Source organism: Corynebacterium sp. TUM25015 (assembly GCF_056393505.1).
In genome coordinates this window covers 1,118,180-1,132,892 of the sequence record NZ_CM150783.1, presented here as the reverse complement: position 1 = coordinate 1,132,892, position 14,713 = coordinate 1,118,180, and the positions used below count along the sequence as shown (strand labels likewise).

Annotated in this window: 13 protein-coding genes, 1 tRNA gene and 1 pseudogene; 7 read left to right on the top strand and 8 right to left on the bottom strand. The window is 56.0% G+C overall.

Going from position 1 to position 14,713, the window contains the following annotated elements:
* Positions 1-37: 37 nt before the first annotated feature.
* The 3 genes from AC06DS_RS05120 to AC06DS_RS05110 all read left to right on the top strand — a co-directional run bounded on the left by AC06DS_RS05120 (position 38) and on the right by AC06DS_RS05110 (position 1,953).
* Positions 38-859, top strand: coding sequence for a thymidylate synthase (locus AC06DS_RS05120; protein WP_477100098.1), 822 nt, complete (start codon positions 38-40; stop codon positions 857-859).
* The gene (locus AC06DS_RS05115) at positions 860-1,564 is read left to right on the top strand and encodes a dihydrofolate reductase (RefSeq protein WP_034981157.1); all 705 of its coding nucleotides are present in this window, start codon (positions 860-862) and stop codon (positions 1,562-1,564) included. It abuts the gene before it with no gap.
* A gap of 113 nt (positions 1,565-1,677) precedes the next feature.
* The gene (locus tag AC06DS_RS05110; RefSeq protein ID WP_477100097.1) at positions 1,678-1,953 is read left to right on the top strand and encodes a hypothetical protein; all 276 of its coding nucleotides are present in this window, start codon (positions 1,678-1,680) and stop codon (positions 1,951-1,953) included.
* 145 nt (positions 1,954-2,098) lie between these two features.
* Here AC06DS_RS05110 and AC06DS_RS05105 read toward each other — a convergent pair whose 3' ends face one another.
* The 5 genes from AC06DS_RS05105 to AC06DS_RS05085 are packed head-to-tail and all read right to left on the bottom strand — an operon-like array spanning position 2,099 to position 8,443.
* Positions 2,099-3,871, bottom strand: a complete 1,773-nt coding sequence (locus tag AC06DS_RS05105; RefSeq protein ID WP_034993051.1) for an ABC transporter ATP-binding protein — start codon at positions 3,869-3,871, stop codon at positions 2,099-2,101.
* Positions 3,864-5,612, bottom strand: coding sequence for an ABC transporter ATP-binding protein (locus AC06DS_RS05100; RefSeq protein WP_477101183.1), 1,749 nt, complete (start codon positions 5,610-5,612; stop codon positions 3,864-3,866). Before AC06DS_RS05100 ends, AC06DS_RS05105 begins: the two co-directional genes overlap by 8 nt.
* Before the next feature lie 7 nt (positions 5,613-5,619).
* On the bottom strand, positions 5,620-7,089 hold the full coding sequence (locus AC06DS_RS05095; protein WP_473964027.1) for an ABC transporter ATP-binding protein: 1,470 nt from the start codon (positions 7,087-7,089) through the stop codon (positions 5,620-5,622).
* Positions 7,086-7,811 carry an energy-coupling factor transporter transmembrane component T family protein gene (locus AC06DS_RS05090; RefSeq protein WP_477101165.1) on the bottom strand — a complete coding sequence of 242 codons (726 nt, stop codon included), beginning with the start codon at positions 7,809-7,811 and terminating at the stop codon, positions 7,086-7,088. The genes AC06DS_RS05095 and AC06DS_RS05090 overlap by 4 nt, the downstream gene beginning before the upstream one ends.
* Complete coding sequence (locus tag AC06DS_RS05085; protein WP_477101164.1) at positions 7,808-8,443, bottom strand: MptD family putative ECF transporter S component; 636 nt, start codon at positions 8,441-8,443, stop codon at positions 7,808-7,810. Before AC06DS_RS05085 ends, AC06DS_RS05090 begins: the two co-directional genes overlap by 4 nt.
* Before the next feature lie 140 nt (positions 8,444-8,583).
* On the opposite strand from AC06DS_RS05085, the pseudogene AC06DS_RS05080 reads away from it, so the two are divergent.
* Positions 8,584-8,859 (top strand): annotated as a pseudogene (locus AC06DS_RS05080) (IS481 family transposase); the annotation flags it as partial.
* Positions 8,860-8,889: 30 nt separating this feature from the next.
* On the opposite strand, the gene AC06DS_RS05075 reads toward AC06DS_RS05080, so the two are convergent.
* Positions 8,890-8,962, bottom strand: a tRNA-Arg gene (locus AC06DS_RS05075).
* 173 nt (positions 8,963-9,135) lie between these two features.
* Here AC06DS_RS05075 and AC06DS_RS05070 point away from each other — a divergent pair.
* Complete coding sequence (locus AC06DS_RS05070; protein WP_477101163.1) at positions 9,136-10,665, top strand: glutamate-cysteine ligase family protein; 1,530 nt, start codon at positions 9,136-9,138, stop codon at positions 10,663-10,665.
* Between the two features lie 67 nt (positions 10,666-10,732).
* Here the strand turns inward: AC06DS_RS05070 and AC06DS_RS05065 are convergent, their stop codons facing one another.
* Positions 10,733-11,491, bottom strand: coding sequence for an enoyl-CoA hydratase (locus AC06DS_RS05065; RefSeq protein WP_477101162.1), 759 nt, complete (start codon positions 11,489-11,491; stop codon positions 10,733-10,735).
* A gap of 55 nt (positions 11,492-11,546) precedes the next feature.
* Positions 11,547-12,404 (bottom strand): aldo/keto reductase, encoded by an 858-nt coding sequence (locus AC06DS_RS05060; RefSeq protein ID WP_477101161.1) that lies wholly within the window; start codon positions 12,402-12,404, stop codon positions 11,547-11,549.
* A 196-nt stretch (positions 12,405-12,600) separates the two neighbouring features.
* On the opposite strand from AC06DS_RS05060, the gene AC06DS_RS05055 reads away from it, so the two are divergent.
* Both AC06DS_RS05055 and AC06DS_RS05050 read left to right on the top strand, forming a co-directional pair.
* Positions 12,601-13,482, top strand: a complete 882-nt coding sequence (locus AC06DS_RS05055) for an ABC transporter ATP-binding protein (RefSeq protein WP_293792091.1) — start codon at positions 12,601-12,603, stop codon at positions 13,480-13,482.
* A complete protein-coding gene (locus AC06DS_RS05050) occupies positions 13,479-14,699 on the top strand; it encodes an ABC transporter permease (RefSeq protein WP_293792121.1) in 1,221 nt (406 codons plus the stop codon). The genes AC06DS_RS05055 and AC06DS_RS05050 overlap by 4 nt, the downstream gene beginning before the upstream one ends.
* The last annotated feature ends 14 nt before the right edge of the window (positions 14,700-14,713 follow it).

Sequence of the window (14,713 nt, the reverse complement as noted above, 5' to 3'; positions counted from 1 at the left end):
ACTTTGAATTAGAGCAGGAAAGGCAGGCGGAGCGTCAGTGGATACCCAGCAACAGCCAGGCTCCATCCCCACCCCGTATGAAGATCTGCTCCGGCAGATTTTGGAGACCGGTACTCCCAAGGGAGACCGAACGGGCACCGGCACCACCAGCCTGTTTGGTCGTCAGCTACGCTACGACCTCTCTGCGGGTTTCCCCCTGATCACCACCAAATCGGTGCACATTAAGTCCGTGGTTGGCGAGCTGCTGTGGTTCCTCCGGGGTGATTCCAATGTGCGCTGGCTGCAGGAAAACGGCATCCGCATTTGGAATGAATGGGCGGACGAAAACGGTGACTTAGGGCCGGTTTATGGCGTGCAGTGGCGCAGCTGGCCCACCCCGAACGGCCAGCACATCGATCAGATCTCGGGGGCTTTGAACATGCTTCAGACCAACCCCGACTCCCGCCGCAATATCGTCAGCGCATGGAATGTTTCCGAGCTGGACAATATGGCTCTGCCACCATGCCACCTGTTGTTCCAGCTGTATGTGGCAGACGGCAAGTTGAGCTGCCAGCTGTATCAGCGCAGCGCGGACATGTTCCTGGGCGTACCTTTCAACATCGCGAGCTACTCGCTGTTAACTCACATGTTTGCCCAGCAGGCGGGTCTGGAGGTTGGCGAGTTCATCTGGACCGGCGGCGATTGCCACATCTACGACAACCACGTGGAACAGGTAAAGCTGCAGCTTTCGCGCGATCCTCGCCCGTATCCGCAGCTACAGCTAAACAAGGCGGCGGATATGTTCTCCTACGACTTCTCCGATATCGAGTTCACCGGTTACGACCCGCACCCGGTAATCAAGGCAAAGGTGGCCGTATAAATGACGACTAACGAAAAGCCCCACCGTCCGACTGGCTATGAGCCCGGAGATTACCCGGATCTCACCGCCGCAGCGGTGAGCTACGCGCTGGAGGCTAAGGGGATTTCCCGCGACCAGGTTGAGATTGGCATGATCTGGGCACAAACCACCGATGGCGTCATTGGTGATGGCGCAGACATGCCGTGGTATCTGCCAGAGGACTTGAAGCACTTCAAGAACGCTACAAGCGGCTATCCCGTCGTCATGGGGCGCACCTCCTGGGAAGCACTAGACGATGGCTTCCGTCCACTGCCGGATCGCACAAATTATGTGATCACCCGGCAGGATAACTATGACGCCCCCGGTGGCATTGTCGAACCGTCGATCCCCAGCGCACTGGCCAACGCCGCCGAGCAGATCCTGAACGAGCTGACGGACAGCGCCGACAAAGGCGAGGGCGCTGACGACCGCACCCCTACAGTGTGGGTGCTGGGTGGCGGTCAGGTGTACGCCCAGTGCATGCCCGTGGCTGACCGCATCGTCATCACGGAGATTGATATGGAGGCACCCGAACGATTCCAGGTGTATGCACCACTGGTTCCGGAAGAGGAATTTGAAGAGTCGGCGCAGGACTGGCAGGAATCGGAAAAGGGCCACCCGGTCGACCAAGAAGTCGATACCGAGCAGCCCTTGCGCTACCGCTTTTGCACCTGGACGCGACGCTAGTCCAGGGCATCAGTTCATTCTGCGCCTGCTTCGCGCGGCTTCTGCTCTTGGGTTTTGCCGCGCTTTCGCGGATGCTCTTGACGATCGCCTCTGAATCAAGGGTGCCATCCGCTTTGAAGAATCCGACTGATTTTGCCACCCCCGACGTCGCGGCACGGTACGGGACGCCTGGCACCGTGCTCATTGGGCTCGGCTTGGAAGCCGTCGGCGTCCTTATCCTCGTCCTGCTTATGGTCATCGCCGCGCCGCTGAACCTGTACGGCTTGGGCCTGGGGTTCGCCTCCGCGCAGCTGACCGGCACGATGCTGCGGGATATTCCCGTCTATGACTCCAGGCAAGCCTCCGCAACGCAAACGACCGTGTGCCTGGGGCAGTGCTGTAGGCCTTAAGCGTAGGCATAGCCAACGCCGCGCAGTGGTCACTCGTAGCCGCTACCGTATTCTTCGCTCTGAGCTTTGTCGGTGCACTTAGGGTGCTCCGTGCTGCGGGGGGAGAAGGGTGCCCCCGCAAACAACGCCAATCTCGGTGCCCGCGTTAATCGCGTCCCGAATTGATTTTCCACCCGCGTGCTGCTTTGCGTTGCTGCCAGAAGTGACGGTAGATACCGGGGACATCGGAAAGCTCAGAATGCGTGCCCAGCTGGCTGACTTGCCCGTGTTCATCCAAGACTACGATTTGATCAGCAGATTTGATTGTATCCAGCTTATGGGCGATGACAATGAAAGTAGATTGCTCCCGTAGCTCGTCCATCGCAGCAAGAATGTTTGCCTCATTTTCTGCATCGAGCGCGGAGGTAGCCTCATCAAAGAGTACAATCGGCGCTTGTTTGAGAAGCGCGCGAGCTACAGATACGCGCTGGCGTTCACCACCGGATAGAAGCCGCCCGCCTTCACCAACTGGAGTATGCCACCCTAGGCGGTTGGCAATAGAAGTCACGCCTGAAAGATCAGCTGCGCGGAAGACTTCCTCATCGGAGGCGTCGGGACGACCAACGCGGATATTAGCGATTAACGAGTCGTCGAAGAGGTAGACGTCCTGAAAGACCATGGACAGTCTGGACATTAACTGTTCGGTTCCAAGCTCGCGGATATCTACGCCGTCAACCATCACCGCCCCGGAATCTACATCCCAGAATCGCGAAATAAGGCGCGCAATTGTGGTCTTTCCGGAGCCAGAAGGACCGACAATGGCGGTAACGGTGCCTGATCGAGCATGGAAAGCGACATCTACCAATACTGGTTTATCGCCGTATCCAAACGTGACATTACGCAGCTCTACATTTCCCGAACCATCGCCTGGGCGCGGAGTAGTGGGTTCTGGCAGGGAAGGAGCATCGGTGATGAGCTCAGTTTCTGCGAGCGCGATACGGCCGGCATCTAAACCGACGAAAGAAGAACCCAGCTCCTCAAGCGTGCGGGTAAACCTCAAGCTGATTCCGATGATCGCAATTGTTTCTAGTGGCGATAGGGCGCCTTCAACGGCAAAATCCGCGGAGACCATAATGAGAGCCACGATGAAGATCTGCACTACTATGCCGTTGAGTAGCAAAGCTAATGTGGATACCCATAGCTCGCGTATTCGTGCTTTATGGTCGATTTCTAGCGCTTGCTCTAGTGGCGCAAAAACTTGTGATTGTCCTGCCGCGCGCAGGGCTGGTTGACGGTTAGCAAATTCTACGATGCGCTGGGAGAGCTCTTTACTCGGCCCCAGTGTGCGGTTCGATGCTTTCTCACGAATCCATGCAGCCAACTGCATCACCACGAGCGCCAATGGTGCGATGATAAGAAGGACCAAGCCCAGCTTCGGGTTCCAGAAACACGCTCCTACTAACAAGGTGACAAGTGCCGCGCTATCGCGGTATACCGTTCCTTGAATATGCGCAATGGTCTCGGCCGCTACCATAAAGCGATCTGAAACGAGGCGAGATAGGCCGCCAGTATTAGCCGGTACGAACCAGCCGAGCGGTAGCGTTGCTAATTTATCGCCCACAGTCGTGTGCGCGGTTCGGATGAAATCCAAGGCCGTGTGGTAAGAGGCCATGGTTGCGAAAAATCGTAGCGCAAAAGCTACGAGCGCAATTGCCAAAAGCGTCCACATCCATGGTGCGATCGTCGTATCCCCATCGAGTGCCTTTGTAAGTGGCACGAGCGTGAGAACGGCGAGGCCGTCAAGCACGCCCACGATAAGAGATAGACAAGCATACCTTTTATTGAGCTTATGGCCTACAGGGCCTTGCAGCTTTTTGACACTGCGAGTGAGTAGCGGATCACGAAGACGCGAACTAGCAGGCGTAGTGGCATTAGACATGAGAATTATCCTTCATAGGCTTGAGGCAGATTATTTGGTCTGCGCCTTGGATGGACTCCGGCTTGTGGGCGATGACTAAGACGGTCTTGCCTCTGACGAGTGTGGCTAGAGCTGCTTGAATTTCTGCTTCGCAGTCAGGATCAGTTGCCGCAGTAGCTTCATCCAGGATCAAGATTGGGGCATTGGTAACAATTGCCCGGGCAATAGAAATGCGTTGCTGTTGTCCACCGGATAAAGAGATGTCCTCACCAACAACGGTGTCGAGCCCAGCCGGTAAAGCGCGAATATCAGCAGCTATGTGCGCAGCCTCTGCAGCTTGCCAGATCTCTTCATCGCGGGCTTCTGGGCGTGCAAGGCGAATGTTTTCCCGAATACTCATACGCAGTAAGTGAGGATCTTGTAAGACGAAAGCCACAGTGCGGTACAAACTGTCGAAAGTGAGATCACGGATATCCACGTGGTTGATAGTGATTGTGCCCGAATCTGGATCCTGGAAACGCGCCAGCATCGTTGCTGCTGTGGATTTGCCAGCCCCAGAGGGGCCAATCAATGCCGTGACAGTGCCTGCTTTTAGTTGCGCAGAAAAGTCTTGGAGGACTGGTGTGTCTGGGGCGTAGCTAAAGCTGACCTTATGGAACTCCACCTCCATGTCTTGACTATTGGCATCGAGGCTCTTTTGGCCTTCTTTCACGTGGGAAATTGTCATGACTTCATCAAGGCGCAACGCCGCATTGCCAGCGAGCTGGTAAGACCACATCATTTGGCCGACGGTTTGAATCGTGCCCGGGAGCACCAGCGCAATTAACGTTGTTGCGATGACTTCAGCGACCGTTACATAGTCACCAGCTATCAGCAGGGAACCGACTCCTACATTGATAAGGATGAGGACAGGAACCGCCACCACAGATTCTGAGATTGCGCTAACACGCAGAAGAGGACGTACCCACTCGTAATAGAATTCCGCGAATTTTTGGGCAGCTTCGCGATATCGAGCGTGGGCTTTGCCAACGGTGCCGAAAGCCTTGATGACGGAAATACCTTCGGAGAACTCCACCGCAGTCGCAGAGACCTCACCCAGATAATTATCCATTTCCGCAGTTTTTGTGCCCATATCTTTCATTGAATACGCTTGGATTGCTAGGAAAATGGGCACAGTGGCAATAGAAAGAAGACCAAGGCGCCAATCCAAGATAAAGGCATAAACCAGAAGCGCGAGGGGCGTAAAGATCGCGGCGACCTTCTCTACAGGAGCGTGGGCTGTCAGGGTGTGCAGAGTTAACGTATCGTCCTCGACGGCTTTGCGAACTTTGCCGGAATTAGTCTGGCTAAACCACGAGAGTGGTGCTTTCGCAATAGCGGTAATAATTCGGCGCCGGTTAATCCCCACCAGCTTTGCATCAGCGAAGTGGGTGATCGCAAGGGCAAGGAAATAGAAGAATAGCTGGCCCAAAAAAGTAGCAAGTAGCCATTTCACAATGGACGCGACGTCATCAGTATTGCCGTCGATTAGAGCATTTCCCAGTGCCACCAACGCGACGTAGGGTGCTACGGCGAGTATCGAGGATATAAGCGCGAGAAACTGTGCGAAGTAGATGGTTGTTTGCACTGGGGCCAGTAGCTTTTTTAGAGCGACCTGGCCGGCTTTTAGTTTTGCGCGAGCCTCTTCTTCCGGTGACGCACCGTGTGATTCTGGTGCGTGGGTTCCGCTTGATTCTGTGGAACTCTGTCTTATTTCAGACATTTCTTTCTCAATTCTTGTTGATGTCAGTAATATCGATGATTCTGGTGACTGATTCTTGGATGAATTCGTGGTCATGGGTGATGACGATGACCACTGCTCCGCTTGCTGCAAGAGATCGAAGCAGCGCAGAGATGGATTGCAGTTGGCGCCAGCCCACGCCAGAGGTAGGTTCATCGAAGATGTAGACCTCTGCTTGCTCGGCTTGGGCTGAAGCTATGGCTAAGCGTTGCCGTTGCCCACCGGACAGAGACTGCGGATGCCGTTGGGCCATTCCTGCCAGATCGAGGCGATGGAGAATCTCATTGACATCGATGTGGTCCCGCTTCTTCTTTGCCAGTCCGAGCGTGACTTCTTCTTCGGTGGTGGCTGCGAATAATTGGCGGCCAACATCTTGCATCACCATGTACGCGGCACGTCTGCGGGCAGCCGCTCCTACTCGTTTGCTGTTCAAACGGAGATTACCGCCGCGTTTGGGAGAAGCAAGACCACAAATGATCCTGGCGAGGGTGGTTTTTCCAGCGCCGTTGGGCCCGATTAAGGCAGTGACTTCGCCGCTGGGGAAAAATGCGTGGTCAATGTTTAGCACCTCATGCGTGCCATAAGAAAAACAGATGTTGCTTAACTCGAGTCCGCTCCGCTGGGGATCGGCGTTTTCGAGCGTGGGTGGTACCGGCACGCTCGCGGGCAGGGGAACGTGGTGTAAGCTGCGTAGCCCCAATTGTTTGCGTTCGGGTTCGTCTAAGCCATAAAACTCCTGAGCGTGGAAACTCCGCGTTATTTTTCCCTGAGTCAAGTAAATGACTTGGTCAGCGATATCTTTTAAGAAAAAGAGGCGGTGATCAGCGATAATGATCGTTGTGCCTAATTCCTTCAAGCGGTGTAGCACGCGTGCAAGAATATCGATGCTTTCCATGGAGAGATTGGACGTGGGTTCATCGAGAAGCACGAGACTGCCCGGGGACACAAGCGCGCATGCGCATGCCACGGTTTGTAACTGTCCACCGGATAATTCTTTGAATCGCCGGCCCCGAAGATCGTTAATGCCTAGTAGCTCGACCGCTGATTGAATCCTCGACTCAATTTCTGTGGGATCCACACCAAGGTTTTCTAGCCCGAAGGCCAATTCTGCATTGACGCTTTCAGTGAAAAATTGTGTCCTTGGATTCTGGAATACTGAGGCGCTGAACTCGATGGCTCGGAACAGCGGTTCTTCCGTAGGGTTAAAAGCCTGGTCATCCTTTATAATAGTGATGGTGCCTAGTAGCTCTCCTGGATTGAAATGGGGGATGAGCCCGTTGATCAACTTGAGTACCGTGGACTTTCCCGATCCGGAATCACCGGTAATCAGTAGGCACTGTCCTGGAGAGACAGAAAAAGACACATCAGATACACCTTGAATGCCTGGCCGAGCGCCCGATGGATATGTAAAAGAAACGTTGTGGGCGTTTACACTGGTTGCGATACTGCGTTCGTTCATAAGTGGACCTCCATGGGAAGCCAGACAGAGGCAACAACGAGGCCCAACCCAGCTAGTGCAGTTGCATCGACAAGCTTGAAGGAAAGATCGGCGGTGGTGGTCGGGCGTATGGGGCCTCCCAATCCGCGGACAAGAGCGGAGGCAGCGAGCTCATCACCAGCGCGGACGACGGCGCCTAATAAGGGGATGATCAGCATCGCGGACGATTGTGTGGGCTGTGTGATCCAGCTTTTTACTCCAGGCTGGAGACCCCGAAGGACCATGGCATCGCGGATCGCTTTGGCTTCTGCCACGATTATCGGCAAAACGCGCAGGAAAACCGCCGGTGGAATGGTGGCCCAGCCTGGTAAACGCAGGTCCCGCAGTGCTGAGGTCAACGTGGATGGTGTGAGAGTGAGCAAGCCGAATGCGCCGATGGACATGCTGATGACAAAACGGCTTAGCCACGAAAAAATTGCCGCTGAAAAAGCGAAAAATGTGGAGCCAGGAAGCTGTAATAGGCCCCAATACCCTAGATAGGATAATGCAAAAGCGAACAGGCAAATAAGACCATAGTGTGGCTTTACTGTAGCTAGTGCGATGGAGCTGAAGGCGATAGAAATCAGCAGTGTCGGTAGGTGGCCGTGGCTGAGAGCTACCGCATTGATTACTAGAACAGAAAGCAGCACGGTCCGTGGATCGATCGAAGATCGACGAAGCACGCCCTGTTTTTGCAGGCTCACAGGAGACCAGCGCTTTCAAAGTGTTTGCGGCTGACGCGAACTCCGACCTTTCCTCCGATAAAGCCGACGATGAGCGCACAAATGGCCAGTACTCCAATGGTCCATGGCTGGAAGATATCCGACATAGCATCGGCGTATTCTTGACCCATTTGGTCTGCGATATCGACGTAGTATGAGTCCGTATCCAGAATTAGCGGGATAAAAGGCAAAGAAATCCAGACACAGAAGATGCCGTAGGCAATCGGGAAGGACTTGGCAATACTGAGGTGGCTTTTTGTAATAATCAAATCTGCGATAAACCCAAGAATTATGCTTCCCAGCAAGGTCCAGAAGTAGTGTCCGGTGAGCATGAATGCTAATCCGTTAATACCACCGACGAGGGTGAAAGCACCCATTTTGGACGTGCGGACGGCATAAAGCGCTAGCACGATTCCGTTTGCGATTGCCGCGATAAACCATCCAATAAACATGAATTGTGGTCCTGCGAATCCAATCATTCCGCTTATAAAGGTGATTACAAAGTAAAGTGCAGCAAAGATGCCAGCGTTGATGAGATCTCTGGTGTTTAAACGTGCCGTCGACCCACTGGATGAGCTTGTACTCCTTGCGGGCGTAGAGGGCTGTTGGGTCATCGTAAACCTCGATTCATGAACAGCAGGAAAGGTAAGGCTTACCTAATACAGATAATACTCTTTATAAACTACTTCTAGTTTTGATCTGAAGATTCACCCTTAATGGGGGTGAATGCAGATAAGCGGACATCAAACCAGAGCACGACTACCGACTACGCACCGACAAAGTAGGCACCAACGGCAAGACAACCCTGCGATGGGGCAGTAAACTACGCCGCCTCTACATCGGCCGCCGATGGGGCGGGGGAACCAATCACCATGGTGTCTGCATCGACAACCACGTCGACATCAAAATAACCGCCACCGGAGCACAAATCGCTGCCTACACACTTACCGAAGAAAAGATCTACTACAACAAGAAAGACAACGAACTCAGCCCCAGTCGGGGCAACCAAAAACAAAAATCTCGAGACACCGACCGGAACGATGTCTCGAGACTTCCAGCGTGCCCCAGAGAGGAATCGAACCTCCGACACCGGCTTTAGGAGAGCCGTGCTCTATCCACTGAGCTACTAGGGCAATCGCATGACAAACGGCAACCAGCGCTCATCCGCCACCTGCCGACCATGCGAACTACATAATACAAGCCAGGCTTTGTTCCCTGTTAACCAGACCTTCAGCTCATTGACACTAGAGGCGTCAGCACCAAAATCGCCGGCGCTGCACCCGCAGCAAAGCTACGATCGATAAGTATGGGCGACGCAGTATCTAAAGATACCTACACACCGAAACAACGCACCCGCTTCCGCGAGCGGCTCAACGCCGAGCTGGAGGTCTTCGATAAGCACCTTCAAGACTCTGAGTTCATCAACCAGGGCACCATCGGCCTGGAACTAGAGATGAACCTCGTGGACACAAACATGCAGCCCAACCGCTGCAATGAAGAAGTGCTGGCGAAGCTGGAAGAAGCCTATCCGGGCGAATACCAGTCTGAAATCGGCTCCTACAACGTGGAGATGAACCATCCACCACTATCCATCACCGGTCGCGGGTTGGAGCAACTCCAAGAAGGCCTCGACGAACGCCTGCACGCCGTGCAAAAGGCTGCTGAGCAGCTGGATTCCCGCGCCGTGATGATCGGCACCCTGCCAACGCTGACCACTGACTTCCTCAGCGATCCCGCCTGGATGACGGACGAAAACCGCTACAAGGCACTCAACAATGCAGTCCTGGAATCCCGCGGCGAACTCGTGCGCATCCAGCTCGAAGGTGCACTGCCCGGCCGTGTACTCGGCACCGTGGATACCTACCGCCATGACTTCGAGGACATCGCCCCGGAGTCCGCCTGCACCTCCATGCAGCTGCACCTGCAGGTGGCGCCGAACCTTTTTGCCAACGCCTGGAATGCCTCCCAGGCCATCGCTGGCGTGCAAGTAGCGCTCAGCGCAAACTCGCCTCTTTTCGTCGGCCATAAGCTCTGGCACGAATCACGCATTCCCGTCTTCCAACAGGCCATCGATACCCGCACCGCAGAACTCGTCAACCAAGGAGTACGTCCCCGCGTATGGTTCGGCGAACGGTGGATCACCAGCGTATTCGACCTCTTCGAGGAAAACGGACGCTACTTCTCTCCCCTCCTCCCCGAGGACCGCATGGAAGCCGGCACACCAATCATGTCCGGCGACAGTCCCGGCCTGCACTATATGAACCTGCACAACGGTACGGTCTGGCGTTGGAATCGCCCGATCTACGACCCGAACCTGGAACGCTCGCACATCCGCGTAGAAAACCGTCTGCTCCCCGCCGGCCCCACTACCGCCGATATCGTCGCAGACGCTGCCTTCTACTACGGCCTCGTCAAGTTCTTGGGAACGCAGAATCGCCCCGTGTGGTCACGGCTTTCTTTTAACGACGCCCACAAGAACTTCATCACCGGCGCCCGCGAGGGGCTGCGCGCCAGCATGCGCTGGCCACGTCTGGGCAATGTTCCGGTGCGCACGCTCATTACTGAACACCTACTTGACCAGGCAAAGGAAGGGCTTGAGCTACTCGACGTAGATTCCGAACTGATTGACACCTACCTGGGGATCATCGAGGGGCGCGCACGGAGCGGCCAAAACGGTGCCACCTGGCAACTGGATACCATCAACCGACTCGCCCCGAACAGCGAACCGGATTCTGAGGAACGCGCCGAGGCGCTGTCCACAATGCTGCAGCGCTACGTGGCTCACCAAACCTCCGGCCAGCCGATACACACCTGGTCCGTCGAGGGACACGCCTAGCACCCCCTTACTGTGTGCCTCTTTTCCGGGGACTAGCGCCCCTTACTGTGCTCGGCTGTTCCCGGGACTATCGCCCCGTGAAGTGCGGACTGCGCCCCTCAGTTCGCGCCCGGCGCGCCTCCTGCACATCCTCACTGGCCCAGATGGCAGGGATCATCTGCTCCAACTCCGCATCGGCGTACATGTCGGAGCTGTTCAACACTCGTTTTGAATGCTTCATAGACAGCGGAGCCTGCTGCGCCACCCGATATGCGATGGCTGTGGCATCCGGGGTGGCGTCATCAAGCAGTACAGAAAAACCTGTGGCTCTTGCCTGTTCGGCACTTACCCGAGCACCTGCCAAGAACACGTTCCGCGCCAGTGCCCCGCCCATCAGTTCGCGAGCACGGTCGTGGGTCCACAGATCCAGGGCGAAGCCGTGGGCGGCCACGGGCACCCAACAGGCCCCCTCGTCAGAGAAAACACGCAGATCGCACGCCAAGGCGATCTGGCAACCAGCGCCGACAGCAGGGCCGTCTATATCAGCAATAACTGGCACCGGGGCGGTTTGGATGGCCGACAGCATGTTCTCCATGGCTACCCAAAAATCATCGGCATATACGCCACCGGAGAGATCCGCACCGGCACAGAACGCAGGACCCTCGCCACGAATAAGAATGGCGCGCACCCCGGCTGTGGTGTGGGCGCGGACGGCCTCCGCTACTGCATTTGCGATGGTCGCGTTGAGGGCGTTGCGCTTCTCCGGACGATTAAGGGTGATCACACCGACCTGTGGGGCGGTGGGGTCAGCGGATTCGGTGTGGGTGAGGACATGCCCTGTGCTCATGGGTAGGAATGTACCGCAGACAAGCTACCGTGCGCTGGGCTTTCGCTAGAAGGATCTACCCCTCTAGCCCCGCATGGAAGGTAAAGGGGTCACCGCCAATGCGGCCGTCTTCTACGTCCAGAGCCTCGATGGCGGCAACCTCGTCGGCGGAAAGCTCGAAGCCGAAAACGTCGAAGTTCTCGCGCACGCGCTCCACCTTGGAGGAACGCGGAATCACCACATCGCCGCGCTGAATGTGCCAGCGGATGATGGCCTGTGCCACGCTCACACCGTTCTCGGCAGCGATCTTTGCAATGGTCGGGTCGGTCAGGTTCTGCCCCTGCCCCAGTGGCGACCATGCCTCCGTCACAATGCCACGGTCGTGGTTATCCGCGCGCTGCTCAGCCTGGCTGAAGCCCGGATGAATCTCGATCTGGTTCACCGCTGGGGTGTGCCCGGCCTGCTTCAGTGCATCCAGCGCCGCAGGGAAGAAGTTACACACGCCGATACTGATCGCACCGCCGGACTGCTGGATCTCCGCCATCGAATCGTAGGCCTGCACGAACTTATCTGCCTTCGGGCACGGCCAGTGCAGTAGATAAAGATCCACATAATCCAGCCCCAGCTTGCGTTGGGACTCCGCGAAGGCCTCCGTGCCCCGCGCCTGGTCGGCGTTCCACAGCTTAGTGGTGATAAATAGCTCTTCGCGCTGTACGTCGCCCGCATTGACAGCATCGGCCACGGCACGGCCAACGGCTTCTTCATTTCCGTAGATAGCTGCTGTATCGATGTGACGGTAGCCGGTTTCAATTGCGGCACGCACCGAGCTATACGTGTCCTCGTCACTCAGCTGCCATACCCCCAGACCCAATTGTGGAATGGTCTTTCCACCGTTTAATTCTAGGGCTGGTACGACACTCTTAATTTCACTCATACCCCCATTTTTACGCCACTTGAATTGAACTTGCGATTGCGCTGTTAGAAGCTATTTTAGAAACTTTTTCCTACATAAGGCAGAAAACTATTGGAGGCAAAACCCTTTGCTTTATGATACAGTCCGCTGGAACTACCCACGCAGTTAACGTCAAAAACGTTTCATAGGACGAATTTCAAGGAAAACCAAAAACTATATGGAAACCCTTTATATCGACAATCTCAATAAGAGTTACGGGGATCACCAAGTCCTTCACGACATGACTCTGCAGGTCGCACCTGGCGAGATGTACGGCTTCGTCGGCTCCAACGGTGCCGGCAAGTCCACTACGATGCGCATCGCGCTCGGTGTGCTCGCAGCGGATAGCGGCGAGGTACGTATCGGCGATACCCCAATGAACGACGATCTACGCCGTCTCATCGGCTACATGCCAGAAGAGCGTGGCCTTTACGCCAAGGAGAAGATCGGTGACCAGCTGCAGTTCTTCGCCCGTCTACACGGCCTGAACGACGCTACGGCAAAGCGGAATGCAGAAGATTTGCTGGAGCAGCTCGGCCTAGCCGAGCGCGCCGACGACAAGCTGGAAGAGCTTTCTCTGGGTAACCAGCAACGCGTCCAGCTAGCGGCCTCCCTGATCCACGACCCGGAGCTGTTGATTCTCGACGAGCCATTTTCCGGCCTGGATCCCGTTGCCGTGAACGTCATGAGTGACCTGTTGATCGAGCGCTGCAAGGCTGGTGTGCCGGTACTCTTTAGCTCCCACCAACTGGATCTGGTGCAGCGTCTATGCGACCGTGTCGGCATCATCTCTAAGGGACGCATGAAGGCCGAGGGCACCGTCGAGGAACTGCGCACTCGTGGCCCTCTTGTCTATGAAGTACACACCCCAGCGCGCGACTGGTACCCCCAGGACACCCGCCTGGTTGAAGATTTCGGCGAGGGCGTGTTGCTCGAGGCTGAGTCCACTGATTTGGATCAGCAGATCTTGCAGTCCGCATTAGCTGTCGGCCCCGTCCATTCCTTCTCCCGCCGCATCCCGCACCTTGCAGAGCTCTTCCAGGAGGTCGTCGAATCATGAGTTACTCTTCCCCCAAGACCATTGCCATCGTCGCCAAGCGCGAGGTTCAGGTGGCATCCCGCAGCAAGGCCATCATGCTTTCATTGGGCATCGTCGCGGTCATCATGGTCGTCGGTATTGTCGCCGCCGCCTGGTTCACAGGTAAGGACGACGATAACGGAAAGCCTCAGCTCGGCCTAGTAGGGGTTGAGAAGGAATTTATTGACGCCCCCTCGTCATCTAATGCCGAGGATTCAAAGGGGACGGACAGCCCCAGCGGCGTTGATGCTCGCACAATCGACTCCCGCGAGGACGCATCCGCACTGGTCAAGGACGAGGAACTGGATGCAGCTTTGGTAAAGACGGACTCGGGTTACGAGCTACTTAGCAATGGCGATCCAAACCCAGCGATCCTCAACGTAGCCACCACCGCGATCAATGCCAATGCACAAGCTGAGGCACTAAAGAAGGTCGGGGTTTCCCCTGAGGAGTTCGCCAAGGCCACACCGTCAGTACAGCTGGATACGGTGAACGTAAAGGAAGACGACGCAATGGAGGCAAACGGCCCGCAGATTCTCACCACCATGGTGGGCGTAATGCTGATGGCCTACTTCATCATCCTTTTCTCCGCGAATGTCGGCGGGCGCATCACCGAGGAGAAATCCTCGCGCGTGGTGGAGATCATTCTGGCTTCTGCTCGCCCGATGGATTTCCTGGCTGGAAAGATTATCGGCAGCACCCTATTCGGCTTCATCGGCACAGCAGTCCTTCTGGGCATCGGAACCGTCGCCCTGACAGTTTCCGGCCTACTGGGGGATGTTGACTTCGACTACTCCGTCGTCGCCCTCATGTTGGTGGCCTTCTTCATCGGCATGTTGTTCTTCGGCAGCCTCTACGCAGGCGCGGGTTCGCTGGTCTCCCGCACAGAGGATCTGCAGTCCACTCAGGGGCCGATCCTGCTGTTCATCATGGGCATGACCTACGCCCCACTCTTTGGCATCAGCAATATCGAGTCCAACTTTATGCAGGTACTGGGCTGGATTCCGCCGTTCAGCCTGACGGTAGCTCCGATGAACCTCGCAGCGGGCACGATGAGCCTGCCGGAGGTACTACTGAGCTTCCTGATCGCCGCCGTCGTCACGGTGCTGGTGATCGCGCTGGTAGCGCGCGTTTACCGCAACTCCATCCTCCATAATGGCAAGAAGATGACCTGGGCTAAGGCTCTTAAGGGAGCCTAGTGCGCGGCCTTCCC

Bases quoted from the DNA above. Each gene is read 5' to 3' on its own strand.
- AC06DS_RS05115 (WP_034981157.1), top strand. From the start codon at position 860: ATGACGACTAACGAAAAGCCCCACCGTCCGACTGGCTATGAGCCCGGA.
- AC06DS_RS05105 (WP_034993051.1), bottom strand. From the start codon at position 3,871: ATGTCTAATGCCACTACGCCTGCTAGTTCGCGTCTTCGTGATCCGCTA.
- AC06DS_RS05100 (WP_477101183.1), bottom strand. From the start codon at position 5,612: ATGTCTGAAATAAGACAGAGTTCCACAGAATCAAGCGGAACCCACGCA.
- AC06DS_RS05095 (WP_473964027.1), bottom strand. From the start codon at position 7,089: ATGAACGAACGCAGTATCGCAACCAGTGTAAACGCCCACAACGTTTCT.
- AC06DS_RS05085 (WP_477101164.1), bottom strand. From the start codon at position 8,443: ATGACCCAACAGCCCTCTACGCCCGCAAGGAGTACAAGCTCATCCAGT.
- AC06DS_RS05070 (WP_477101163.1), top strand. From the start codon at position 9,136: ATGGGCGACGCAGTATCTAAAGATACCTACACACCGAAACAACGCACC.
- AC06DS_RS05065 (WP_477101162.1), bottom strand. From the start codon at position 11,491: ATGAGCACAGGGCATGTCCTCACCCACACCGAATCCGCTGACCCCACC.
- AC06DS_RS05060 (WP_477101161.1), bottom strand. From the start codon at position 12,404: ATGAGTGAAATTAAGAGTGTCGTACCAGCCCTAGAATTAAACGGTGGA.
- AC06DS_RS05055 (WP_293792091.1), top strand. From the start codon at position 12,601: ATGGAAACCCTTTATATCGACAATCTCAATAAGAGTTACGGGGATCAC.
- AC06DS_RS05050 (WP_293792121.1), top strand. From the start codon at position 13,479: ATGAGTTACTCTTCCCCCAAGACCATTGCCATCGTCGCCAAGCGCGAG.